We start from the raw sequence: 24,044 nt of genomic DNA, 5'->3' as shown, positions 1-24,044 counted from the left end.
TTTGAGCTTGAATGTACTTTTTGACCGCTTTCAATGGTGCGCCCCCTACAGTGGCAACGAAATAGGAGTTTGTCCACAGTGTCGGAATTCGACTTTTGAGCCACGAGAATTCTTGCCTGAGGTATCGAGAAGAACGCCCTTTCATAATTCTCACCAGCTTAGTGATGCCGTACTGCGGATCTATCTCAACGAGAACATGAACGTGATCGGGCATTATCTCTACTTCCAGAATCTCTCCTGATGTCTCATTGACGACTTCCTGCAAGATAATCTTGAGACGAGTGTCAACCCCATTAATCAGAACAGAGCGACGATACTTCGTACACTAGACTAAATGGTACTTACAGGAGTAAACGATGTTGCTGTTAGACTTAAACTTCCTGTCCATGGCAATCATTATACAACATGGCTGCCATATAATGATTCGCTGTCGCTCAATTGTTTATTTGAGGGGGTGAAACTTATCCCCGTGCATAGTAATGACAGGGGCTTGCGTTCCACCCCCTCAAACTCCCCCTATTTTTCGGTCAGCTTTAGCTGACTTGAGCTTTTGGTTCCTTGGGTTTCAACCCTAAGCGGTTGGTGAGACTCTGGGCATACTTTCCCATAGTCGCAATAAACCGCTACAATTTTCTTCATACTAAAGACAGAAAAACGGCAGTTTTGACCCTTTGATGCCCTGAAGGGAACCTGGTTTGTAGGGATAGGTTGAGGGTATTGCATTTCGCCATTGATGATAACGTTATCTCAAACTCACTCTCATCTCCCCCAGCTTCGCGATCATCATCCTGTGAAACCTCAGCCCTTATCTCGTCCCCCAATTCTCAACCCACAAATGGCTTGGGGATTAGTATTTATCGGCGCGATCGCACTTTCTCTTTACCAGGCGGGTATCTGGGGACAGGATATCTTGAATCCAGGGGGATTTTCCTTATTGGGGCGATTTCTCCAAGCTAGTCTACAGCCGGAGTTAAGCCCTGAGTTTCTCCAATTAACCTTAGAGGCGACGCTTACCACGTTAGCCTATGCCGTCTGTGGTACGTTTCTCAGTGTGGTGCTGGGAATCGTTGGCGGAATCTTCACCTCTGAGGTGTGGTGGTTGGCGGTTTCTCAGGGTTCAATCGAGAGACACCCTGCTAAAATTTGGTTGAGTTTGCGGGGATTTTTGGCGGTTCCCAGGGCGATTCACGAAATGCTGTGGGGACTGTTTTTTTTGAATATTTGGGGACTTGATCCCTTAGTCGCCATTTTAGCGATCGCGATTCCCTTTGGGGCGGTGGTGGCGAAGGTTTTTGCCGAAATTCTGGATGAGACTCCCCGTCAACCTCTAATTACGCTGCTCAATAGTGGGGTTGCACCCTTAACCGCGTTTCTCTATACGCTGATTCCCCAAGCCTTTTTAAATCTTCTCTCCTATACGTTTTATCGCTTTGAATGTTCGATTCGTTCGGCGGCGGTGTTGGGAATTATTGGGGCTGGGGGATTGGGATATGAGATTTTTCTGAGTTTACAGTCGCTGCGTTATCAACAGTTGTGGACGTTTTTCTATGCCCTATTTATCTTAAATGGGATGGTTGATTTGAGTAGCGCTTGGTTACGCGATCGCTTAGGCTGTAGCAGTCGGCTGGATTTAAATGCTGATCAGGGTTCTAAGTCTAAGCGGAAATTATATCAGCGTGATCCATTGATTACTCTGGCGGGTATCGCTGGGGCACTACTCATCCCCTTTTGCTTTTGGTATGTCCATCCTGACTTTACTCAACTTTGGTCACCCCGCACTGGGAAATTATTGGTGGATGCGATAACCGTATCCTTTCCACCAGATATAACCTGGGGACAATTGCCAGAATTAGTCCGATTATCAACCCAAACCCTATCCATGTCCATTCTCGCGATCGCACTGGCGGGTATGGGTGGTATTTTACTCTCGTTTCCGGCAACTCGTAATTTTTTCCTACCTGGAGGATTACTCAATCCCAGTCGTCATGGAAGAGGGCGAGGCGAGAAAATTTGGGTATGGATTACCTTTTTACTCACACGGGCGATTTTACTGGTGTGTCGGGCAATTCCTGCACCAATTTGGGCGTTAGTGGCGCTGTTTATCTTATTTCCAGGTATTTTACCGGGTGCGATCGCGTTGGGGCTGCACAATTTTGGGATTTTAGGGCGGCTGATGGCAGAAGTGACGGAAAATCTCCCCCAACCCCCGTTACAAGCCTTGAAAGCTCAGGGAACCCCCGCTGCGTTGGTGTTTTTATATGGGGTGCTGCCGATGACATTACCCCGTTTTCTGGCGTATAGTCTCTATCGTTGGGAAGTCTGTATGCGAGAAACAGTAATTGTGGGATTAGTGGGGGCGGGTGGATTAGGGCGGTTATTGAGTGAACAATTGAGTAGTTTTGACGCGCCCGGTATTGTTACCACTATCGCCTGTTTGATTATGCTGACAGTTCTCGTGGATTGGGTGAGTGGAATCAGTCGGCGATCATTGCGATAAACTTGTTGGATCGCCGAAATCCTTAATATTAAGTAGTGGCGTGGCACACCTTATTTCATGGATTAGCATTGTAGGGGCGCATGGCGTGCGCCCGGTTTAAACGTCAAATCTATTCCACAATTTTAGCTGTGTCAGTCCGCCATCGTGGGCATTGCCCACCAGCATACCAGCCAGTACCATTCAGGTTGGGACATTCTTTACTGTTGCCTGTTGCCTATTGGGAGCAACTGATGTCCTAACGCATCTCCATAGTGCTATAGTCGTTGACTATTATGCTTTTTGTATATACAATGTACACACATAGATAACATCATCAAACTATAAAGTAAGAGTAACTATGGCGTTTCTTGATAAAACCAATAAAGACAAGCGCTCCCTTGTCATCAATATGAGAGTTGAACCCAATCAGCTTGATCTCATAGACACAGCGGCATCTGTTTGTGGCAAGACTCGGAGTGCTTTCATGTTAGACGCAGCCTATCGAGTAGCAGAAGAGGCATTACTAGATTGGAGATTGTTCCGCCTTAATGATGACCAGTGGAAGGCTTTTAATCAAGCTCTTGATAAGCCACCAGAGAAAAACGAAAAGTTACATCAATTGCTTCAGGCAAAATCTCCTTGGGAATAATTATTATTCTGTAGTAATTACCTCATGAAGTATACCCCACCCGAACCTATTCAATCAACCCATGATCTAGAGTCATTTGATTGTGGCGAGATAAGCTTAAATCAATGGTTAAAAACACGCGCTCTTAACAATGAAACCCTTGGTTCATCACGTACTTATGTAGTCTGCTGTGAAAACAAAGTAGTAGGATACTACTGTCTAGCTAATGGTCAGGTTTCCCATATTGAAGCTCCAGGCAAAATCAGAAGAAATATGCCCGATCCAATCCCAGTTGTAGTAATGGGTAGACTGGCTGTTGATATTCGTCATCAAAGAAAGGGAATTGGTCTGGGAATGATCAAAGATGCTGTAAAGCGTACTCTACAAGCATCGGAGATACTAGGGATTAGAGCGATTCTAATTCATGCCCTTAACGAAAATGTGAAAGATTTTTACGTGGAACGTTGCGGCTTTATGCCTTCTCCAATTCATCCTTTAACGGTCATGGTAAAACTTTCTGACATAAAAAAGAATCTTATTTGAATGAATAAAGACGCGCTGGGGAAACATCTGTACCTCACCTACGTTAGAAACTAGATAAATAACCTCCTTCCTGCCTTCTGCCCTATGCCTTTCAATGTATTATATTAACGCGATCGCACGATTGGTGTAGTCAGGTAGATCAGGTGTTTTTCCATCCTGATCCGGAACCGCTTCGACAAACACATCTTTATAGTTCATCTGAACATCACCAAAAATAGTGGCAAACGCGACATCAGCCGCATCGCGCCCGATACCAATACGAATTAACCCATTACAGGGGGCGAGTCGGGTAGGATCAAATAAATACCAGCGATCGCCTAAATACGCCTCAAAATAGGCATGGAAATCTTGCGGTTCCAAATTATAAGCATATCCCGTCACAAAGCGAGCCGGAATATTCAACGCCCGACAAAACGCAATCCCCAAATGGGCAAAATCTCGACAAACCCCCGCTCGTTCTGTCACCGTATCGTAAGCCGAGGTATGTTGATTAGTGCTACCTGATAAATAGGTGACGTTATCGTAAATCCAATTACAGATAGCCGTGACGCGGGAATAGTCAGGAATCAAATTACCAAACTCATTCTGTGCCAGACGCATCAGCCGATCTGACTCACAGTAACGCGATGGATAAAGGTAATGTAACGTTTCTAACGGTAACTTATCTGGAGGATTTTCTGGAATCGAACTGGGGTCTTCATCCCGATAAAATAAATCCACAGTTGCTTGATAGGACACCTGTAAGTCACCTTGGGGTGGGTAGACTCGTAGATATCGGTTTTCCATCCGAGGAGAAACATACTCCTCATAATCGATGGATGGTTCAATTTGCAAGCTTTCTTGCAGAATTATTTGATGTTTTTTCTCAACAACGCTGAGATTAAAAATAAAAGTGCTGCTTGCCGCAACACTGTAATTTAATTTACAGCCCAGCTTGAATTTCATAATTAATCTAAACGAGGATTTGTTTGGGTTTTTCCATAGTACAGTCAATCTGCCATTATTTTGTAGTTAAAGTCATCTAACTAAAGGAATAGTGTTATCGCGAACTCCATAGACTATAGTTTGGTCAAAACAAACTCTTTATTGAACATAAGACATTTTTTTGCATACATAATAGAGGACGATAGCGATAGATTGGCTCAGATGGATGCTTGAAAATTTAGCGTAACACAAAATGCTACACTCCAACTCTTGATGGAATCGTCATACTCGAAGAGCGCGAGAAGCAAGCTACGTCTTAATGTCAGGGAACAGGCAACAGGGATCGTTTTGAGTGAACTCCCCCATCTCCCCCAGCTCTATTTGCCGCCATGGGACACGAGAGTAACAGTTGTTACAAAATCTTGACATTAGCTTTGTTAACCTAAGTAACAATGCCGAAAAAGGAAACAAAATGCCGTGGGAGCATCGGTTAGTATTCAGATTATCGAGGGAAACCCCCATTTGCGATCGCTGCTAGGTTGGCACTTACAGCAAGCTGGCTATTGGGTTTATCAATCTGCCACCCTCTATCAAGCCAGAGAGACATTCTATAATCGCCAACCCACTCTCGTCATTCTCGACTCTGACTTACCCGATGGTGACGGGGTAGAGTTTTGTCGCTGGATTCATCAGCAGCGACATTCGTTAATTTTAATGCTGTCTGCCCGTAATCATGAAGTTGATATCGTCCAAGGGTTAAAAGCGGGTGCCGATGATTATCTAACCAAACCCTTTGGGATGCAGGAATTTCTGGCAAGAGTTGAGGCGCTGATTCGACGTATCCGGATGACGGCTGTACCAATGACGCTGGAATATGGTGATCTCAAAATTGATTTAGTTCAGCGCCGGGTGTGTTACAAAGGGGAGTTTGTTGATTTAACGCCTCAGGAATTTAGTTTACTCTACGTTCTTACTCAAGCAGAAGGATTGCCCTTAAGTCGTTCTGAATTACTCCGTCGGGCGTGGCCCGATGCGATTGATAATCCCCGTACTATTGATACCCATGTCCTCTCACTACGCAAAAAAATTGAAACTGATCCCCGACAACCCAGTTTAATTCAAACGGTGCGGAATGTGGGTTATCGATTTAATCCAGAAATGCTCGAACGCAGCCAATCAACTGAAGGAGAAGCAGATCATAATTATCCAACGTCTCGACCAGATGTTGCACCCGTAGCTGCGAGTACCGCTGGGCGACAATAGTGTTCTTTGTGTAGGGGTACAGGGGGATAAGGGAGTTCGGTCAAAATTGAGTAAGGGCGGGTTTTGTACAAACGTTATCATCAATCGCGATAAGAAAGTCCCTAAACCCGCCCCTACAAACCAGGTTTCCTCGAAGGTTGTGAGCGGTCAAAACTCTTCCACTTCCCATTCTTGTGCCGCTTGTGCTTTGGCTTGAACTAGAGACTCTCGTAACAGGTTCCAGTCCAAATTAGTAGCGGATCTATCTTGCCTAAGCTGACCTGTCTGGAGATATAATACCCGATTACAGAAGAGTTGAGCCATGTCTAACTGATGATTGACCATTAACACAGTAATTTGATCCTGCTTCGCCATGTCAGCTAAGACACCCAAAACATGAGAAGCTGTCCCCACATCAAGGGCGGATGTCGGTTCATCCAGTAAGATAATTTTGGGTTGACAAATTAAAGCCCGTGCGATCGCAACCAGTTGTCGCTGTCCCACTGAAAGTTGTAATTCCGTGCGTTCTAGCCAATCTTCTGGGATGTGCAGCCTTTTCCGATAGGTTTGAATCCGTTGTGCAATCGCGGATTTTCCTAGCTGCTGTAATACCAATGGGTAAGCTAGCGCCTCCTGTACCGTCATTCCTAATAGCTTCGGTTCTTGGCAAACCAGCATAATTTGCCGTCGTAACTGTAGTACGGGAATGGTTTGAATATCTTGATTATCCAGATAAATCGTACCGCTGGTGGGATCATTCAATCGGTTTAACAGCCGCAGCAGTGAACTTTTTCCTGCACCAGAGGGACCAATTAAGGTTATGCGATCGCCTCTGGCTACGTCAAAAGAAATATCGTTGAGAATAGGTGTTGCTGGAATCGCGCCTTTAGCTGCTGTCACTAAACTCACTTGTTTGAGTTGGAGTTGAGCCAGCGTCGGGGATAATGAATCATCAGATACCGTGGGCGAGTTCATGGTTACTTATTGTTCTCCTGATTCCTCTATTTCTCTTATTTCTCGGATTTCTTTAACGTTTCCCAGTTTTACCGTCGTTTCCGCCCGGGCAATCACATCTTTGGCTAACCGTTCACTAAATCCCACGGTAAACGCGATCGCAAAATAAAATAATTCTTCTTTTCTACCAGTAGCATCAGTTGGGTTCGTATCCAGGGGAATCAGTCCAGAACTAATCAGGGTGTACATAAAAACACCAAATGATGCCCCAATAATTGGCTTAAACGCCCCGATTAAAAAGGGTATCACTGGATCTAGAATTTCTCGAAACTCTACATCAAACTCCTTGAGTCGAATTAAAATACTGACTACACTTCCCAACGCTCCCGATGCACCAACCACAAACACTCGGAAAATAATTTGAGAATCTTCTGGCGATAAAGAAATGGTTTCCAAACCAAAGGGCAAGGTGATGGTTAATTGTTTATCTGGTTGATTTTTTTCCTGCATTAATTGAAGTTGTTCCTTGACCTGATTATCGAGGGATGCCAAGGTTGATTCAATCTCGCGAATTCTTTCTTCCATGGGAGTTGGACGGCTGTTCGCACCTAATGAACTTAACGTTCTTTGTGGTGCCTCCATATCGGCTAACCTTTGTTTTAGTTCTTCACGTTCATTGCTAATTGTCTCCAACGATTGACTAACTTGGGATAGTTCTGAGGTTTGAGTTCCATAATTCAAAAAATAAACTGAAGAAATCAGCGCAATAATTCCGGCAAACGAAAAAGGAAAGCATAGTCCGATAATAACTTTAGTGGGAACTGAATCTAAATAGTAAACGTCAATAAAACTATTAAAAATTGAGCGTCTAAGGATTAGGAAAAATGGTTCGTGTCGGCGGAGCGATCGCAACAGCCTAATTCGGGTCTGTTTGACCAGAGAAATACCCGCTTTGTCATCCACAACCGATTTAACCGCTGGAATTAAAACTTCAAGTATACTGGTAAGTTCTAGAACTCTGGGTTCATGTCCTCTGTCCACTTGCTTCTTTTTTATACTTAGTCTTTCAATTCGTTGAATAAATACTAAAATGTTAGAAATCTCATTAAGAATATTTTGACGAGATTTTGATGATTTATCACTAATTTTCTGTTTATTAATTAATGCATTAACTAATTCCATAATTTCTTGCTTTTTGATAGCAAAATTATGCATATAGTCTTGATTTGAATTCATTTTGTATCAGGAGCAAAAAACTGATGGATTAGCATTTCCAGTTAGTAAGCTGTTCGGCATTTAAACCTTAATATCAATAATGGCGCAATCCTTGCCGTAGTGCGTTTAGCGAAGCCATGCCGCAGGCTTTGCATCTTGCTCGCTACTAATACCCAATTTAAATGCATGACAGCTTGCCGACATCATCCGTGGTTAAATCTTTACAATTATAAACATTTTTCAAGGGATTAAACCTTGGCTAAAAACCGTCCAAATTGTCCAACCATCTACGAGTAATAGCAACAGCGTTAATCCTAACAAAATTAGATACATCCAAGGTTGTGCCAAGGGACGGATATCAGTGGTATCGATACCTGTATACGTTTCCACCAACTTAACTAACCGAGCAAAACCCACCACACGCATAGGTAGTAAATACGCCTGCTCCGATGACTGGCTTACAAAATAGTAAACTAATCCCCCTTGTCCCGTCGTCCGCATTTTTAAATTTTTAACATCCGCCCAAGGTAACTCCCAACCCTTACGGAAAAAACGAGGAACCCATTTCGGATAAGTCACCTGAATTTTCTCATCATCCACAATAACTCGTTCACTCAACGCCCCATACAGCGCTAATAGCCCCAAACTAATTCCTCCCCACAGCAATGCTGGCGGTACGGGAGCATCAGAGACTTGGGCTAAAAAGGGTAAAGGTACAGTTAGCGCCACGTATAAACTCAAAAGAGTAATCCGAATTAAGGGAGAGAGGCGAAACGTAGAAGGGCTAGGTTGAACGTCTTGTTCTAATTTTGATAGATTTTCAATGTTTGATGACATAAGTAGTCGCACAAAATTAAAGTTAACGGTTGAGATTAGGGAACAGGGAACGGTAAAGAGTTGAGGCTTGTTAATATTTCTTAGTACAGCGGACAGAATTTATGTCCAGGTACTTAGATTGAAACGTGTCTAATTGTTGCCTTTTGCTCAACGCGACGCCCTCATAAAGCGGCGGCTGATGATCTGATGCTACCAGCTATTTTGGCAGTAAGGACACATTAGGTGACTATACTTTGGTAAATTTTGGGAACTCCATGTCAGTGAAGGGTTAGGTACTACCCTATTTCCTGCACCTCCCACCCTCCTCGAACAACTTGGGTAATCTAGAGGATGATTTCGTCTCGCCTCACGCCGAAACCCAAAAACAAAAAAAATGACACGATGTAAAGCTAAAATTGATCTGAGATTTCCCCTTCACGGAGTAATCATTAATGGTAAGGTTAACGGAACACTGTCACATTGTCAGAAATGACGAAATACTCAATAGCGAACCCATTATCAAAGGCACCCGCACACCAGTCAGGGCAATAGTAGAAATGTGGCGTATCGGAGTTTCGCCGGAGGAAATTCCTCAGCGGTTAACCCATCTTGGTCTATCACAAGTATTTGATGCACTCAGCTATTATCTGGATCATCAGTCAGAAATCAATGAATACATAGAACGCAACCGTATTCCAGACGAACTTATTGATCCACGAGTTCGTAACGTATGACTGATATTTTTATTCATGTTTATTTTGGAAACCAACTTCTTTACATCTTAACGATATAGACTTAAAAAAGCGAAAAGTGATCTGAATTAAGGGCAAGATGCAAAACGTATAGTGTTTACATTTGAGATTTAAACAAGCAATTCACACGCTAAATCAACTAGCATTTCTACCTCGTTATTGTATTGTGTTCTCTACTTAATAGAGAATAAAGAGCTATCCGCAAGAGCATTCTCTTGCTTCCCCAGCTTCCCCAGCTTCCCCAGCTCCCCCAGCTCCCTCAGCTCCCTCAGCTCCCTCATCTCCCTCATCTTCCTTCCGATGTCCAAACAACATCCTCCCCTTGTCCCCAAAAGCCATCATATTTCGTCACCCGCACGTCACCCAAAACCTTAGTCTGACAAGCTAAACGACGATTAGCTGTGGGAGAATGGGGCGGAAGAGAACGTCTTGCCTTATCCTTCCAGTTCGCTTCTGAAACCTCCCCTTCTACCTCAACCGCACAAGTGCCACAACTACCAATCCCCATGCAGTTGATAATTTTGGCATTGCCGTTGTAAAGCGCTACACCATGCTCCAGCAAAACTTTGCGTAAATTACTGCCTGGGTCACATGAAAACGTTTTCCCTTGAGCTGTTACTTTAGGCATTGATGATTTATCTATCGTAGTGACTACACCCTTACTTTTTCTAGTTTACATTTCTTGACAACTTACACAAGTATCCTTACTTATGACTTCTCAAACCCCCACCCCCATCTGGATTTACGACACAACACTGCGGGATGGTTCCCAGCGTGAAGGACTCTCCTTGTCCATCGAAGACAAACTCCGCATCGCCCGACAACTCGACCAATTAGGGATTCCCTTTATTGAAGGCGGTTGGCCCGGTGCGAATCCCAAAGACGTGCAATTTTTCTGGCGACTCAAAGAAGAACCCTTAACCCAAGCAGAAATTGTCGCCTTTTGCTCAACGCGACGCCCTCATAAAACGGCGGCTGATGATCCGATGCTACAAGCAATTTTGGCAGCAGGGACACATTGGGTGACTATCTTTGGTAAGTCTTGGGATCTCCATGTCACGGAAGGGTTAGGTACTACCCTTGACGAAAACCTGGCAATGATTCGCGATACTATAGAATACCTTCACAGTCAAGGGCGGCGAGTGATTTATGATGCCGAACATTGGTTTGATGGGTACAAAAATAACCCAGATTACGCCTTGAAAACCCTTAAAACTGCTATGGATGCAGGGGCTGAATGGTTAGTCTTTTGCGACACCAATGGTGGAACTCTACCCCATGAAATTGGTCAAATCGTCCGAGATGTGATTGAACGTTTAGAACTCAACCCTGAAAACCAAGGCAGGGCGGGTTTTGAACCAACGTTATCACCAACAACAGAACCAGATGAGACGCGCCATGGCGCGTCTCTACATTCGCCTCGATTGGGCATTCACACCCACAATGACTCCGATACCGCCGTGGCGAATGCGTTGATGAGTGTGGTGGAAGGCGTCTGTATGGTTCAGGGAACGATGAACGGCTATGGTGAACGCTGTGGTAATGCAAATCTGTGTTCCTTGATTCCTAACTTACAGCTCAAGCTAGGGTATCACTGTATGCAAAAAGAACAATTAGCCACACTGACTCAAGTTAGTCGTTCCATTAGTGAAGTGGTAAACCTTGCCCCTGATGACCATGCAGCATTTGTAGGTCGGTCGGCATTTGCCCATAAAGGTGGGATTCACGTTTCCGCCGTTGAACGCAATCCACTCACCTACGAACATATTCCGCCCCAACAGGTGGGGAATCAGCGAAGGATTGTGATTTCTGACCAATCCGGACTCAGTAACGTTCTGGCAAAAGCCAAGAGTTTTGGACATGAACTCCACAAACAAGACGCCGCCTGTCGCCAAATCTTAGGACGCCTGAAAGAGTTGGAAAATGAGGGCTATCAATTTGAAGCCGCCGAAGCCAGTTTTGATTTACTGATGCGAGACGCCCTGGGGCAGAAGCAGCAGCATTTTGAACTGAAAGGGTTTCAAGTTCACAGTGACATGCTTCAAGGTATCGACACGCCTTACAGTAATGCGATGGCGACAATTAAGGTTACGGTTAATGGTGAGGATATTTTAGAAGTGGCTGAAGGTAATGGACCCGTGTCAGCACTGGATGCCGCGTTACGGAAAGCCCTGGTGCGATTTTATCCAGAGATAGGAACCTTTTACCTGACCGACTACAAAGTGCGGATTCTGGATGGTGCGGCTGGCACATCAGCAAAAACTCGTGTGCTGGTGGAATCGAGTAATGGCAAGCAGCGCTGGACGACAGTGGGTGTTTCTGCCAATATTCTAGAAGCGTCTTATCAAGCCGTGGTTGAGGGGATTGAATATGGTCTGTTGTTACAGTCTGCTGTGAAGACAGCGGTTGAACAGAAGGTGTGAACTATAGAAGAATCTAAGTCAGTTGGCTTAGATTCTCTTAACCCATAAAGAAATCCTAACCTTTTTAGCGACAGCTATAATTTTTTCTTCCCCAGCTCCCAGACGTAGCATGCTACGTCTCTACATGCTCCCCCTTCCCTTAACGGCAGCCATTCCAGGGGCAATGGTAGTGATTTCCGTACATTTTTCTAAAAAGGGTTGCGTAAATGTCCTCGGATGGGTTATAAGGGTAGGGTAATGCTTCCTTGCCGAGAGCCAACTCTACGAACCGGCAAAAATAAATAACAGGAAGCGTTTTTTTGATCCAAGCATTTGCAAAAGTTATTTCGAGAAAATTGAGAGTATGACTCAGCAAGTTACTCACCCCATGGTGAAGATGCAGCGTCAGGTGCGTTCACTCGTGGAATCCAAGATAATCAAACCCAGCGACAGTATATGGAAAATCGCCCTGCTATATGGCGACGACTGGTCGTTCTGGAAAAAGGAACTCATCGAATTTGGCTTCACCATGCAAGATCCAATTGGTGATTTACTCGCCGTGGAAGCATGGGATGAAGAATAGATGTTCTGACGTCTTTGAACCGTTAATAGCGAAGCGATCGCGCCAGCAGAAGCTCTAGCGACAAGCGTCTAAGGCGTTTGCAAGCTCCTTCGCCGTTTGGTAGCGATCGCACACTTTGAGTTGGCATACCCGGTCGATTACTTCCCGTAACGCGGGAGTAATCGTGGGGGCTTTGGACAAGTCAAATCCATAGCCCAAACTGCGGCGGCGATAAAATTTAAGGGGAGTCATCCCAGTTAACAGAAAAATCAGGGTCGGACCAATGGCATAGAGATCGGATTGAGTGACTGGAGTCCCTCGGTCTTGTTCGGGGGCGCTATATCCTTCAGCACCAATTCGAGTTCCTGGCATTGTCCCGATCTCCTTCACTGCGCCAAAGTCAAGGACAACTATGCTGTTGTCTCGATGACGCACAATCAGATTCGCAGGTTTAATATCCCGGTGAATTAAGGGCGGATCGCTCGAATGGATGTAATCTAGAACATCACAGGTTTGAATCATCCACTCAGCGGCTTGATCTGGAGTAACCGGTCCAGCCATCAAAATCCGTTGCTCCAAATCTTGTCCGTGGATGAGCGCCATTGCCAAATACTTTTTACCCCCTTCGACAAAAAAGTCATAATACTCAGGAATTCCGGGATGATGCAGGGCTTGTAAGGCACGCGCCTCTCGCTCAAACAGTTCTTGGGCTTTAGCAATTTGTGCCACATCCGCATTCATTTCTTTGAGGACGAGTAACGTCGGGCGTCCCTCGATTTTGCCTGTATTATCCCAGGCGAGATAGGTTGTCCCCATTCCTCCCTGTCCCAGGGTTCGCAGGACTTGATAGTGGCGGATAACTCGTTGTACAGGGACTAAAGGTTGACCACAGTGAATACAAAATAAATTACCGGGTGGATTGCCCAGGTGAGTGCAGGACTGTTTAGATTTAGGCGTTGGCGAGACTAAGCCAGAATTTGGCACAGAAACCGGGTTCAGTTCAAATTTGAGCATTGGTCCTTCTCGAGCCAGCCGAATCAAGCCCTGATTCGGGAGTACCTCTCGTGATACCAGCACTCCATTCAGAAACGTGCCGTTGGTTCCCTGATTAACCAACTGCCACTTATGTCCAGATTGGACGACGGTGACTCTCAATTCGAGGTGATACCGAGATACTAACGGATTGTTTAGAATCACGTCATTATCTGGCGATCGACCAATACGAATTGTAGACTGGTTGTGGAATTTCCACTTTTGTAATGGAGTGGATGCCTGCGGATGTAGAAGGGTCAGCGTGACCATAGTCCTCAGTTTTTTGTCCTTAACTCACAGGGCTTGTTTCAATGTCTTGGCGGGAGTCCCTTGAGCCAAACTCTGGCTCTTGAAGCCCGGTTTGGTATCCGTGGTTTATTAGTTAGACGGATTACTGTTACTCGTGGCATAAAAAATAATCTAGTCCTTAATTAAAGTTAGTCGCTCCCGTCCTTTTTCGGGATTAGGATTCCTCTGAGTCCTTGATGAACCTACCGATGCACCTGCCATAGCAGAAGATAGAAGGTTCCAGGGCAGAAGGCAAAAGGTTTCTTACTGGTACGTAATCGTTTCAGCCATTTAATCTGTCCTAACCTTGATGGCGACAGCTATATATAAAACTAATACAATTCCCCCATAGCCGGACATTGAGGTTTACTTACAGCTTCGACTAGGGCTGTTGGTAGCCTGCCAATACTGCTCGCATAAGCCCTAATTTAATTTTTTCTGCCAGACGTTCCACCGGAACGCCTCTACATGCACCCCTGCTCCCCCTGCTCCCCCTGCTCCCCTATCCCTTGCAATCTTGCCTCAATTCCTTGCTCCTGTTCCCCGTTTCCCAAAATGATGTACAAACAGGCATTTGACCAATCATCAATCACCAACTCCGTTGCTGAAAATTAGGTCGCACTTTTACTCGGATGAGTATGGCGGTGATGTTGTCGTGACCATTCTGCTCATTGGCTAGGTCAACTAACTGTAGGATACCCTGCTCAAGGTTAGCGCGAGAACTGAGCAAAGGAGCCAGGTGGGTCTGCCAGTTATTCTCGATAAGTTCATTATCGGACAACCCATCGGAACACAGAACGAATAAGGTATCCTCATTCAGTTCCAAAAAATTGATGTCAGGAGTAACAAACTGGTCGCTGCGTGGTCCTAAAGCTTGAGTGAGTTGATAAGCATCCGGGCGAGAATAGGCGATCGCTTCTTCCACGCCGCGTTTCATTTCCCGTTGACCGACTTCATGGTCTACGGTGAGTTGCTCTAAACCACCTTTGCGGGTTAACCGATAGAGACGACTATCGCCCACATGGGCGATCGCGACGTTGGTATTCTGAACCAACATCATTGCCAAGGTTGTCCCCATGCGACCACTGCCTGATCGCGCATTTTGTTGGTTGACATCATAAATGTTTTGGTTAGTTAGGCGTACCGCTTCGCCAATACTTTCTTCTGTGGGTAACTCATCTTGCCAATGGTCTTGAAAATACGCCTCCAGCTTCTCCACCGCCATAGAACTCGCCACTTCTCCGGCAGCATGTCCACCCATTCCATCACAGAGAATATAAAGACCGCGAGCGTCTAAGGTTCGACCTATGGGGGTTTCGTGCTTTTTCACCTGCGCCTGAATCCCAAAGCAGTCTTCATTGTGATCTCGTTGACGACCAATATCCGTGCAGCCAACATCGTCAAGGCTGAGTAATTGCATGGGTAGAACAACCGTAGGACCACCATCGTCGTAGCTCCCCACGACGTCTGCTGTGGGCATTTCCAGAAAACTGATTTCCTCGTCAGACAGGGGTTCCTCCCTCTCTAAGGTAACTGCCGTTGCCTGTTCTTCTTGTGCCTCTTCTTCAGCGTGAGCGATCGCTTCTAACTCGGATCGTAATTGGTCAATCGTGGTAATTTCCTCGGTACACATCTGCCGAAATACCGTCCCCAATGAGGTCAGTTGAGTCCGTTGCGACTGGTTAAATAGCAGCCGCCACATTTGCCCCAAATCCTCTAACAGGGGTGGATCATCTTCAGAATCATGATAGAGGCGCTCTAACCCCAGCACCTGGTCTTCATCAACTCGTAAATTGGTAATTTCTAATAGACTTTGGCAACAATTCCAAGGTTCAAGTGCCTGCCAAAGTCTTGCCATTTCATCGAGCCAATACAATAGCTGTAAGGTAGATAACGTTTCACTGCCCCACAAGTCACTGAGAAGCTGCCAGCTTGAGCGATCTTCGAGCAACATCACTGACTGATTATCCTGTTGCCACGCATCATGAACCTCTGGCACAGTCGGATAATGGTTTTGTTTCAACGCCAAATAGGGTTGTGCGATCGCCGGAATTCCCAGGATTGGTGAGGATTGGGACGGGGATTGCTCTGATTGTTGCTCCAGTAGGGCTTCCAGAAGTGATTTCTGAAAGGGCTGGCAGTCCAACACTTTGACAAACGTTTCCGATCCGGCGGGGGCATTCGCTAAGATGTCGGGATTTAGGGGTTCGATGAGTCGGTAACGTTGTTGAGCATCCAGATAGGCGATCGAGTGAGCATTGTAAGCAGAACTTGCCTCAGACGTCGCTATCGATGAGGCTTGAGTCTCTGGATCGGGTTCAACCGTTGATTGTGCCATCAATGTCGGACTCTTTGCCGTGTCTGGCTGATCCGTTTCCTGAGAAAAAGCCTCAGAATCGGTTTTGGCATCATCGGGAATTTCGGCAGACGTTACTTCACTTTCCTTCGTTTGTGTCCCCTGGGCTGATGACTCTAGATCCGCAGGGCTAGCGATTGACTCAGAATTAGTTGAGGAACGTTCTGGATTAGGGGTTGAGGTTACGCCATACTCTGGCTCTTTGGCAATCATTGCCCACCAAACCGTTCCCGTAAACGCACCGCAATTATGGCAGGTTTCAGCATTAACGGGAACTTGGGTATCGCATTCAGGACACAGTTTATGGATCAAGGAAGTTCCACATCGCTGACAAAACTTGTGAGTATTCGGGTTTTCAAAATGACACTGGGGACAAATTAACATAACGGAACTTCCTCAATTCCTATCGGGTTTCTAAGGCTGGGATTATAAGCTAGCTGCCATCTAGTTTGCCACGCCAGAATCAAAGGTTGCAGCTTTTAAGGGAGTGTAGAGATGCGCCATAGCGCGTCTCTACAAGGGTTTTCTCAAAACTTCACCAGTTTCTGGAGAGAGACAAGTTCCGGGGGCGTCAGATCACGCCACTGACCCGGTTGCAACCCATCCAGACGCAGATGAGCGATCGCGACCCGGATTAATCGTAAGGTGGGAAATCCCACCCCTGCTGTCATGCGCCGTACTTGACGGTTTCGCCCTTCGGTCAAGGTGATTTCTAACCAGCAAGTCGGTACAGTTTTGCGAAAGCGGATCGGGGGATCGCGGGGGGGTAGATCGGGTTCTTGTGGTAATCGCTGCACTTGAGCTTTTCTGGTCTGATAATCTTTAATCACTACACCCTGGCGTAATTGATTCAAGGCAGCTTCATCGGGGATACGTTCCACTTGCACCCAATAGGTACGGGGATGTCGAAAGCGCGGGTTAGAGAGACGGTGCTGCAAGCGCCCATGATTGGTCAACAAGAGCAATCCCTCGCTGTCTCGGTCAAGGCGTCCGACGGGGTAAACCTCCGACACCGGAATATAGTCTTTGAGCGTTCGACGGGGACTGTCCTCCCTATCCGTAAACTGACTTAAGACATCGTAGGGTTTGTAGAACAAAAGGTATCGATACACATATTCAATCTTAACCGTTGTCAGTTAGAAGCTTCATCTGGGGACGGGGGTAAATAATCATTGAACCGTTGCTGGTCATAGAAGTAAAGCGTGCGAATAGGATATGGAATATTAATGTCGGCGTGATCAAAGGCTTTTTTAATCGCCATAATCGATCGAGTTTGCACCTGACGGACTCGTTGCTGCTGGGGTAACGTCCAATAGCGGACAACGAAATCAATGGAACTGTCGCCAAAGCTGACTAAATCGATTTCTGGTGAAGGCTGGGACAAGACACCCTCCACCTGAGTAATGGTTTGCTCGAGCAGTTCAGCCGCTTCAGACAAGGGGGTATTATAGTCAACTCCAACACCTAAATCCGTTCGTCGCTGTCCGTAGGCGGTTCTGACTTGCACCGCACTGGTAAAGACTGTTGAATTCGGCAGGAGAATTCGTTCGCCTTGATAGGTACGAATTTGGGTGGTACGGATGTCAATCCGCTCCACCGTTCCTTCATAGTCCTCAATAATCACCTGATCATTGAGGCGAAACGGTTCTTGCACCAGTAATAGCACCCCAGCTAAGAAGTTTTTGAAGATATCTTGAAAGGCAAAACCAACGGCGACTGAACCCAACCCCAGCGCCGCGATAATGTCACCTAGCCGTAAGCCCGGAAAGGCAATCACACTAGCGGCTAAAATGCCAACGACCCATGTTGTCACATACGTCGTTTTTGCTAGCAGCATTTGCAGCGATGAGCTACGGATGGTACGCTCTCCTATCTTAGCGGTGACTTGCTGGGTACCCTCGGCAGTGTAGCGAGTTAACAGGAGAATGATCACTCCGCCGATAAGCCCGGGCAAAACCTCAATAGCAGAGCCAAGGAGATTGAACAAGCTGGATTGGATTTGTTGAATAAGACGGTTCACAGGTTGATCATGGACATATTTCTCCTGTTAACTTAGCAGCTATAGGGAATCTGGTTTATGCCGATGGCAAAATTTTGCTAAAATTCCGCTAAAATGCTGAGATAATCGGGTTAAATCTAGCGTCTCGTTCTGGCATGAGCTAAGGATGTTTCACTGGTGGTGGGAATTGTCCCTCTTTATCTGGTGTCTTGGCTGAGAGTAAATAGTAGGTAACACTTGCTGCCAGACAAAGCGGCTTGAGGACAAGCATCATTTGGGTAAATCTGCAAGTGGCTTAGATCTAAGGTTATGTAAATTTAAGCTAGGTGTTACCCACCATCTTATTGAAGAACGTTCTAGACAATTCTATTTGTCACTCCAAAACCTTCTCGTAAAAGTTTAAAAACCTATGGAATCTCTTTGGGCAATTATTTTGGCACTGTGTTTAAGCGGCTACGGCATTGGTTCAGCCAGAGTTATCAATCAGGGCAATCAAGCTATCGTTGAACGTTTAGGGAAATATAAGAAGACTTTACAGCCCGGTCTAAAGTGGGTTTGGTTCCCTCTGGAAAATATTGCTGTAGAAGAAACCACTCGTGAGCAAGTTTTAGACACCGAACCCAAGCAGGCAATCACGAAAGACAATATTTCTTTGGAAGTCGATGCAGTGGTGTTCTGGAGAATCAACAACCTCTATAAAGCCTACTACGATGTTGAAGATGTCAAAGAGGCAATTACAAATTTAGTGCTCACGGCATTACGGTCGGAGATTGGCAAAATGGATTTAGATCAAACCTATTCATCCCGTTCTGAGATCAATGAAAATTTGTCTGTTTACCTCAAGGAAGCTGCCGATAGTTGGGGGGTAGAGGTTATCCGTGTGGAACTCCAAGAAATTAAACCACCCCAGACAGTGCTAGAGTCCTTGGAACAGGAGCGAGCCGCAGAAAGCATGAAAAAAGCGGCGATTTATGAGGCAGAGGGTGAGAGAGAAGCCGCGATCGCCCAGGCAGAGGGAACGGTGAAATCCCTAGAGATGATCTCAAAAGCGCTGCTCGAAAAGCCTAACAGTCAAGATGTACTCAAGTATTTGATTGCCACTCGATATGTAGAAGCGAACGAGAAATTGGGAGAAAGTAGCAACTCCAAAATCGTATTCATGGACCCCAAAGCCTTGACTGAAGCGATGACTGATTTAATGGAGACTCCGGAATTGCCAATCAAGAAGGATGGCGGAAATGGCTCGAATTAAGCTTTCGGCTCAATAATTCCCATCTTTGGCTGCTGCTTCTGCCAAAGAGAAAGCCTGTTTGAGGGGCGGGTTTAGGCAAAATTTGTAGGGGCGGGTTTAGCCGCTAAATTAGACATCCACCGATAAATCAACAACAAAACCCGCCCTCCCCACCGATAAATCAACTCTAGTCAGCGTCATCCTCCTCAGATGTTGGAGTATTCATCTCTTCTTTAAAACCTTTAAGCGTTTTTCCTAATGCGCGACCCATATCAGGGATCTTCTTGGGACCGAAAATTACTAGAGCGACAATTCCAATAATCGCCACTTCGGGCCATCCTAAGCCAAACATACTCGTCTACTCCTATCAACTCTGCTTACTTATATTGACATCCTTTCTGACTTCCTGAGCTAACGAAGTAGCTGCACCACTTGGGGGATATCCATCATCGCTAACGGGGTTTCTGGGTTCTTCAAGCCAACTCACACTATCTAAGTCTTCACTCTCCAACATCACACCAAGTTCAGTCACGATAAAAAGCAGGCAGATTAAGATTGTGGCTATCCCAACGGAATCAGAAGCTGATATCCTAGACCTACCGCCTTATCCTGACGGGTTTAGGTTAATTGTTTAGGTTCAAGGAATGTCAGCAACTACTAAGCCTTCCCTGCGAGAGCAACAACACCCCCTCATCCACCAATTAGCCGACTGTATTGAAGCTAACTGGCGGCGTTACCTGGATTTGTCGCCCTATCAGCTTCCTGCTGATTTAGGTTATGTAGAGGGGCGTCTAGAGGGTGAGAAACTTACGATTGAAAACCGTTGTTATCAGACACCACAGTTTCGCAAACTGCACTTGGAACTGGCAAAAGTGGGAACAATGCTCGATATCCTCCACTGTGTCATGTTTCCTCGTCCAGAGTATGATTTACCCATGTTCGGCTGCGATCTAGTTGGTGGACGCGGGAAAATCAGTGCCGCGATCGCAGACCTTTCTCCAGTGAATGCTCAGCGTATCTTACCTGACATTTACCGCCAACCGTTACAAGCCTTACCAACGCCTCATTTCCAAGACGTCCGTGAGTTGCCAGAGTGGGGCGATATTTTTTCTGAATTTTGCATTTTTATTCGACCCAACACCCCTGAAGAGGAACACAAATTTTTATCGCGAGTAGAGAATTTTCTCCAAATTCATTGTACTCAGGCGGCTAATGCGACACCCGTTTCGGCTGAAAACCAAGCAGAAGTTTTAGCGGGTCAGCATTATTATTGCACCAAGCAGCAGCAGAATGATAAAACCCGTCGTGTCCTAGAAAAAGCCTTTGGTGCGGATTGGGCAGAGTATTATATGACAACGGTATTGTTTGACTTGCCATCGGCGTAATTGGTCATTCGTCATTTGTCATTTGTCAGGGAATAGGGAATAGGGAATAGGGAATAGGAAACAGGAAACAGGGAACATTGGAAAATGCTCCAGCATCTTGTCTAAGCGGTGCAGTGCTATAATAGTCCGCAGGAGCGAAAACCAAGCGAACAATATTAGGGCTTGAGACCCCGTAACAAAGCTTTTAAGAGTAGCGCACCTATAATAAGGCGGTTGAGAAATCCAGCATACCTTAATGGCGCTGAAAATAACGGATTAAAGCAGCAAAGCTTCTCAAATTACTTCGATCAATAAAAATTAAATAGGGCAAGTTCTGTCCAAATTTAAACCTGTGGACTGGTTGAGTGCCGTCACCGCCAGAGTGAAGCAGGAAGCAATTCGGATAATGTCTAACAAGATCCAATCTTGTCTAGCTTTGTCCAAGTGTTGTAGAACGGCATAAACCAGGGATGGATGAAGGACTATTGTCAAAACCAATAACTCGTTGGGCGATCGCGTTAGCTGTGGGCGGAACTCTGGCGACTGGAGTGGCGGCGGTTTACAGCCTAAATCGGGTTCAACTCCGTCCAAATCAATCACATTCACAGCCGACGGCGACACCTGCAATCGAAGCGGTAACTGCCTTAGGACGCTTGGAACCGGCTGGCGAAGTGATCACAATATCCGCTCCCACATCACTGGAGGGCGCTAGTGTAGTGAAATCATTACTGGTTTCGGAAGGCGATCGCGTGCGGGAAAATCAAGTGATTGCGATTATGGATAACCGCGATCGCTTGCAAGCGTCTGTCGATCTGGCGAAAAAACAAGTTGAAATTGCTCAAGCGAATCTGGAACGAGTGAAAGCAGGTGCTAAAGCGGGTGCAATTCAAGCCCAACAGGAAACCATTAATCGCCTGGAAAAAGAATTAGAGGGAGAAACAAAAGCCCAACAGAGCAAAATTAATCGCTTAGAAACTGAACTGAGAGAAACCACCAAAGCTCAAGAAGCCACGATTCAAGCCCAACAAGCCACCGTTAAAGGTCAAGAAGCTACGATTAGACGACTCGAGGCAGAAAAACGCAACGCTGATAACGACTTTGCCCGCTATCAGCAGTTAGCCGAAGATGGAGCTATTTCTACCTCAGAATTAGAAAGCCGCCGTTTGAGGGTGGAAACAGCTCTAGAACGCCTGAGTGAGGCACAAGAAAACCTCAGTCAACAACAGGCGAATCTAATTCAAGCCGAAGCAAACAAAGCTCAAACAATTGCTAATCTTAACGAACAGCTTGAAGAAGCCAGAGTTAACCGCAATAAAACAATTGCCATTCTAGAAGCTCGGATTAAAGAAGAAGAAGCCCGCCTCGAAGAAATCCAAGAAATTCGTCCGGTTGATATTAAACAAGCCGAAGCTGAAGTGGAAAGTACACTAGCAGCCGTTGAACAAGCCCAAGCTGATTTAGATTCATTAGCTTACGTGCGGGCTTCAGAAGATGGTCGAATTTTAGAGATTAATACCCGGGCTGGAGAAACTATTAAAGAAGGGGAAGGAATTGTTGAACTGGGAAAAACAGACGAGATGATAGTGGTTGCTGAAGTCTACGAAAGCGATATTAGCCAAGTACGTCTCGGACAACGTGTTGCTATCCGTAGTGAAGGCAAAGCATTTGAGGAAAAACTTCAAGGGAATGTCAGCAAAATTGGACTACAAATTGGCAAAAAAGATATTCTGGATACCGATCCGGCTGCTGATGTTGATGCCAGAGTCGTGGAAGTGGATATTCGTCTACGTCCAGAAGATAACCAAAAAGTTGCTGGCTTAACTAATTCAAAAGTTATCGTAGAAATATTCCTAGAATCATAGTAAAATTAGTTCAAAACTTAGTCGGGGCGGGTTTATTTGCATTTGGGTCATGTCAGAAAAGATAGTAGTGAAACCCGCGCCTACACAAAAATTAAAACTTAAAACTTAAATGAAAATTCCTCTTGCTTGGTTACAACTAAGCCGCGAAAAAATCCGATTATTGGTCGCGATCGCGGGAATTGGCTTTGCTGATATTTTAATGTTTATGCAACTCGGGTTTCGCGATGCCTTGTTTGAAAGTAATGTAACCCTACATAACAAGTTAAAAGGTGACATTTTTCTGATTAGCCCTCAGTCCACATCAACTATCGCCATGAAAAGCTTTCCCCAGCGGCGATTATATCAAGCTTTGGGTTTTGAGGGTGTTCAGTCTATTAGTCCACTCTATATGGATTTTGGATTATGGAAAAACCCGCAAAATCGAGCAACTCGCGCCATTATGGTTTTGGGATTTAATCCAGCTAATCCAGTCTTAGAACTACCTGATGTTAATCAAAATTTGAATAAGATAAAAATAGAAAATGGGGTTTTATTCGATGATACGTCTAGACCCGAATATGGTTCAATTGCTCAATTATTTCGTCAAAACGAAGAGGTAACGACAGAAGTAGAAGAACGTCGCATCCGGGTGGTAGGATTATTTAGTCTAGGCGCTTCATTTGCGGCTGATGGAAATATTGTTACAAGTGATCTTAATTTTTTGCGAATATTTCCACGACGAGATAAGGGACTAATTGATATTGGTATAGTTCAATTACAACCCGGAGCAAATATTCAAACCGTTTTAACTGACATGAGACAGGAATTTCCTGATGATGTCACAATTTTATCTAAGCAAGAATTTATTAATTTTGAAAAAAGTTACTGGCAAACCAGTACCGCGATCGGTTTTGTCTTCACTTTAGGAACAATAATGGGGTTTGTGGTTGGTACGGTGATTGTTTATCAGATTCTTTATACTGATGTTTCCGATCATTTACCCGAATATGCCACACTCAAAGCCATGGGCTATACCCATCGTTATTTATTGATGGTGGTTTTCCAAGAAGCGCTTATTCTGGCTATTTTAGGATATATTCCCGGAATGGTAATTGCTTCGGGATTGTATGGTTTAACAAAAGCCGCAACTCGTCTACCGATGATGATGTCCTTGACTAAAACGATAACGATTTTAATCTTGACAATTATCATGTGTTGTGTATCAGGGGCAATTGCTGTGCGAAAACTGAAAGCGGCTGATCCGGCTGATATTTTTTAGAGTTCTGTTATTGGTGTGAAAGGGCGGGTTTTGTTGTTCCGTTATTGGTGAATATATGAATTGAGTCCCTAAACCCGCCCCTACGATTGTCCCTAAACCCGCTCCTACAAGAGACGTATAAAATTATAATAGATTTATGA

Annotated in this window: 22 protein-coding genes and 1 pseudogene; 11 read left to right on the top strand and 12 right to left on the bottom strand. The window is 45.3% G+C overall.

Going from position 1 to position 24,044, the window contains the following annotated elements; all coding sequences use genetic code 11:
• A pseudogene (tnpA, locus tag RIB93_RS04195) lies at positions 1–388 on the bottom strand (IS200/IS605 family transposase); the annotation flags it as partial.
• A gap of 447 nt (positions 389–835) precedes the next feature.
• Between tnpA and RIB93_RS04190 the strand changes: the two are divergent.
• The 3 genes from RIB93_RS04190 (at position 836) to RIB93_RS04180 (ending at position 3,647) form a co-directional block, all read left to right on the top strand.
• Positions 836–2,497, top strand: a complete 1,662-nt coding sequence (locus RIB93_RS04190; protein ID WP_446370577.1) for a PhnE/PtxC family ABC transporter permease — start codon at positions 836–838, stop codon at positions 2,495–2,497.
• A 337-nt stretch (positions 2,498–2,834) separates the two neighbouring features.
• Complete coding sequence (locus tag RIB93_RS04185; protein ID WP_446370569.1) at positions 2,835–3,125, top strand: type II toxin-antitoxin system TacA family antitoxin; 291 nt, start codon at positions 2,835–2,837, stop codon at positions 3,123–3,125.
• Positions 3,126–3,149: 24 nt separating this feature from the next.
• Positions 3,150–3,647 carry a GNAT family N-acetyltransferase gene (locus RIB93_RS04180; protein WP_446370567.1) on the top strand — a complete coding sequence of 166 codons (498 nt, stop codon included), beginning with the start codon at positions 3,150–3,152 and terminating at the stop codon, positions 3,645–3,647.
• 99 nt (positions 3,648–3,746) lie between these two features.
• On the opposite strand, the gene RIB93_RS04175 is transcribed toward RIB93_RS04180, so the two are convergent.
• Complete coding sequence (locus tag RIB93_RS04175; RefSeq protein WP_446370565.1) at positions 3,747–4,592, bottom strand: transglutaminase-like domain-containing protein; 846 nt, start codon at positions 4,590–4,592, stop codon at positions 3,747–3,749.
• Between the two features lie 456 nt (positions 4,593–5,048).
• Between RIB93_RS04175 and RIB93_RS04170 the strand changes: the two genes are divergently transcribed.
• Positions 5,049–5,834 carry a response regulator transcription factor gene (locus tag RIB93_RS04170; RefSeq protein WP_446370563.1) on the top strand — a complete coding sequence of 262 codons (786 nt, stop codon included), beginning with the start codon at positions 5,049–5,051 and terminating at the stop codon, positions 5,832–5,834.
• 147 nt (positions 5,835–5,981) lie between these two features.
• Here RIB93_RS04170 and RIB93_RS04165 read toward each other — a convergent pair whose 3' ends face one another.
• The 3 genes from RIB93_RS04165 to RIB93_RS04155 form a co-directional block, all read right to left on the bottom strand.
• A complete protein-coding gene (locus tag RIB93_RS04165) occupies positions 5,982–6,788 on the bottom strand; it encodes an ABC transporter ATP-binding protein (protein ID WP_446370561.1) in 807 nt (268 codons plus the stop codon).
• Positions 6,789–6,794: 6 nt separating this feature from the next.
• Positions 6,795–8,003, bottom strand: coding sequence for a hypothetical protein (locus RIB93_RS04160; RefSeq protein WP_446370559.1), 1,209 nt, complete (start codon positions 8,001–8,003; stop codon positions 6,795–6,797).
• A 219-nt stretch (positions 8,004–8,222) separates the two neighbouring features.
• Positions 8,223–8,819, bottom strand: coding sequence for a hypothetical protein (locus tag RIB93_RS04155; protein WP_446370557.1), 597 nt, complete (start codon positions 8,817–8,819; stop codon positions 8,223–8,225).
• A gap of 431 nt (positions 8,820–9,250) precedes the next feature.
• Between RIB93_RS04155 and RIB93_RS04150 the strand changes: the two genes are divergently transcribed.
• Positions 9,251–9,532 carry a DUF433 domain-containing protein gene (locus RIB93_RS04150; RefSeq protein ID WP_446370555.1) on the top strand — a complete coding sequence of 94 codons (282 nt, stop codon included), beginning with the start codon at positions 9,251–9,253 and terminating at the stop codon, positions 9,530–9,532.
• 304 nt (positions 9,533–9,836) lie between these two features.
• Here the strand turns inward: RIB93_RS04150 and RIB93_RS04145 are convergent, their stop codons facing one another.
• Entirely contained in the window at positions 9,837–10,178 is a 342-nt protein-coding gene (locus RIB93_RS04145; protein ID WP_044206986.1) for a 2Fe-2S iron-sulfur cluster-binding protein, read from the bottom strand.
• An 82-nt stretch (positions 10,179–10,260) separates the two neighbouring features.
• Between RIB93_RS04145 and cimA the strand changes: the two genes are divergently transcribed.
• Together cimA and RIB93_RS04135 are read left to right on the top strand one after the other, a co-directional pair.
• Complete coding sequence (cimA, locus tag RIB93_RS04140; protein WP_446370553.1) at positions 10,261–11,973, top strand: citramalate synthase; 1,713 nt, start codon at positions 10,261–10,263, stop codon at positions 11,971–11,973.
• A 343-nt stretch (positions 11,974–12,316) separates the two neighbouring features.
• Entirely contained in the window at positions 12,317–12,535 is a 219-nt protein-coding gene (locus RIB93_RS04135; protein WP_446343381.1) for a DUF4327 family protein, read from the top strand.
• A gap of 54 nt (positions 12,536–12,589) precedes the next feature.
• Here the strand turns inward: RIB93_RS04135 and RIB93_RS04130 are convergent, their stop codons facing one another.
• From RIB93_RS04130 to RIB93_RS04115, 4 genes are all read right to left on the bottom strand, one after another.
• Entirely contained in the window at positions 12,590–13,816 is a 1,227-nt protein-coding gene (locus RIB93_RS04130) for a protein kinase domain-containing protein (RefSeq protein WP_446370551.1), read from the bottom strand.
• A 607-nt stretch (positions 13,817–14,423) separates the two neighbouring features.
• On the bottom strand, positions 14,424–16,574 hold the full coding sequence (locus RIB93_RS04125) for a serine/threonine phosphatase (RefSeq protein WP_446370549.1): 2,151 nt from the start codon (positions 16,572–16,574) through the stop codon (positions 14,424–14,426).
• A gap of 143 nt (positions 16,575–16,717) precedes the next feature.
• The gene (locus tag RIB93_RS04120; RefSeq protein ID WP_446370547.1) at positions 16,718–17,302 is read right to left on the bottom strand and encodes a pseudouridine synthase; all 585 of its coding nucleotides are present in this window, start codon (positions 17,300–17,302) and stop codon (positions 16,718–16,720) included.
• 20 nt (positions 17,303–17,322) lie between these two features.
• Positions 17,323–18,210 carry a mechanosensitive ion channel family protein gene (locus RIB93_RS04115; protein WP_446370545.1) on the bottom strand — a complete coding sequence of 296 codons (888 nt, stop codon included), beginning with the start codon at positions 18,208–18,210 and terminating at the stop codon, positions 17,323–17,325.
• 388 nt (positions 18,211–18,598) lie between these two features.
• Between RIB93_RS04115 and RIB93_RS04110 the strand changes: the two genes are divergently transcribed.
• Positions 18,599–19,441 carry an SPFH domain-containing protein gene (locus RIB93_RS04110; protein WP_446370543.1) on the top strand — a complete coding sequence of 281 codons (843 nt, stop codon included), beginning with the start codon at positions 18,599–18,601 and terminating at the stop codon, positions 19,439–19,441.
• Positions 19,442–19,607: 166 nt separating this feature from the next.
• On the opposite strand, the gene tatA is transcribed toward RIB93_RS04110, so the two are convergent.
• Positions 19,608–19,772 (bottom strand): twin-arginine translocase TatA/TatE family subunit, encoded by a 165-nt coding sequence (tatA, locus tag RIB93_RS04105; protein ID WP_006100800.1) that lies wholly within the window; start codon positions 19,770–19,772, stop codon positions 19,608–19,610.
• Between the two features lie 15 nt (positions 19,773–19,787).
• Positions 19,788–19,952 carry a hypothetical protein gene (locus tag RIB93_RS04100; RefSeq protein ID WP_446370541.1) on the bottom strand — a complete coding sequence of 55 codons (165 nt, stop codon included), beginning with the start codon at positions 19,950–19,952 and terminating at the stop codon, positions 19,788–19,790.
• Positions 19,953–20,064: 112 nt separating this feature from the next.
• On the opposite strand from RIB93_RS04100, the gene RIB93_RS04095 reads away from it, so the two are divergent.
• From RIB93_RS04095 to devC, 3 genes are all read left to right on the top strand, one after another.
• Positions 20,065–20,805: a phycocyanobilin:ferredoxin oxidoreductase gene (locus RIB93_RS04095; protein WP_446370539.1), complete on the top strand. Its 741-nt coding sequence runs from the start codon at positions 20,065–20,067 to the stop codon at positions 20,803–20,805.
• Positions 20,806–21,269: 464 nt separating this feature from the next.
• Positions 21,270–22,646: an HlyD family efflux transporter periplasmic adaptor subunit gene (locus RIB93_RS04090; RefSeq protein ID WP_446370537.1), complete on the top strand. Its 1,377-nt coding sequence runs from the start codon at positions 21,270–21,272 to the stop codon at positions 22,644–22,646.
• A gap of 109 nt (positions 22,647–22,755) precedes the next feature.
• Complete coding sequence (gene devC / locus RIB93_RS04085; RefSeq protein ID WP_446370535.1) at positions 22,756–23,904, top strand: ABC transporter permease DevC; 1,149 nt, start codon at positions 22,756–22,758, stop codon at positions 23,902–23,904.
• Positions 23,905–24,044: the final 140 nt, after the last annotated feature.

Source organism: Coleofasciculus sp. D1-CHI-01 (assembly GCF_040218875.1).
Taxonomy (GTDB): domain Bacteria; phylum Cyanobacteriota; class Cyanobacteriia; order Cyanobacteriales; family Coleofasciculaceae; genus Coleofasciculus.
This window is presented reverse-complemented; position numbering and strand designations above follow the sequence as displayed.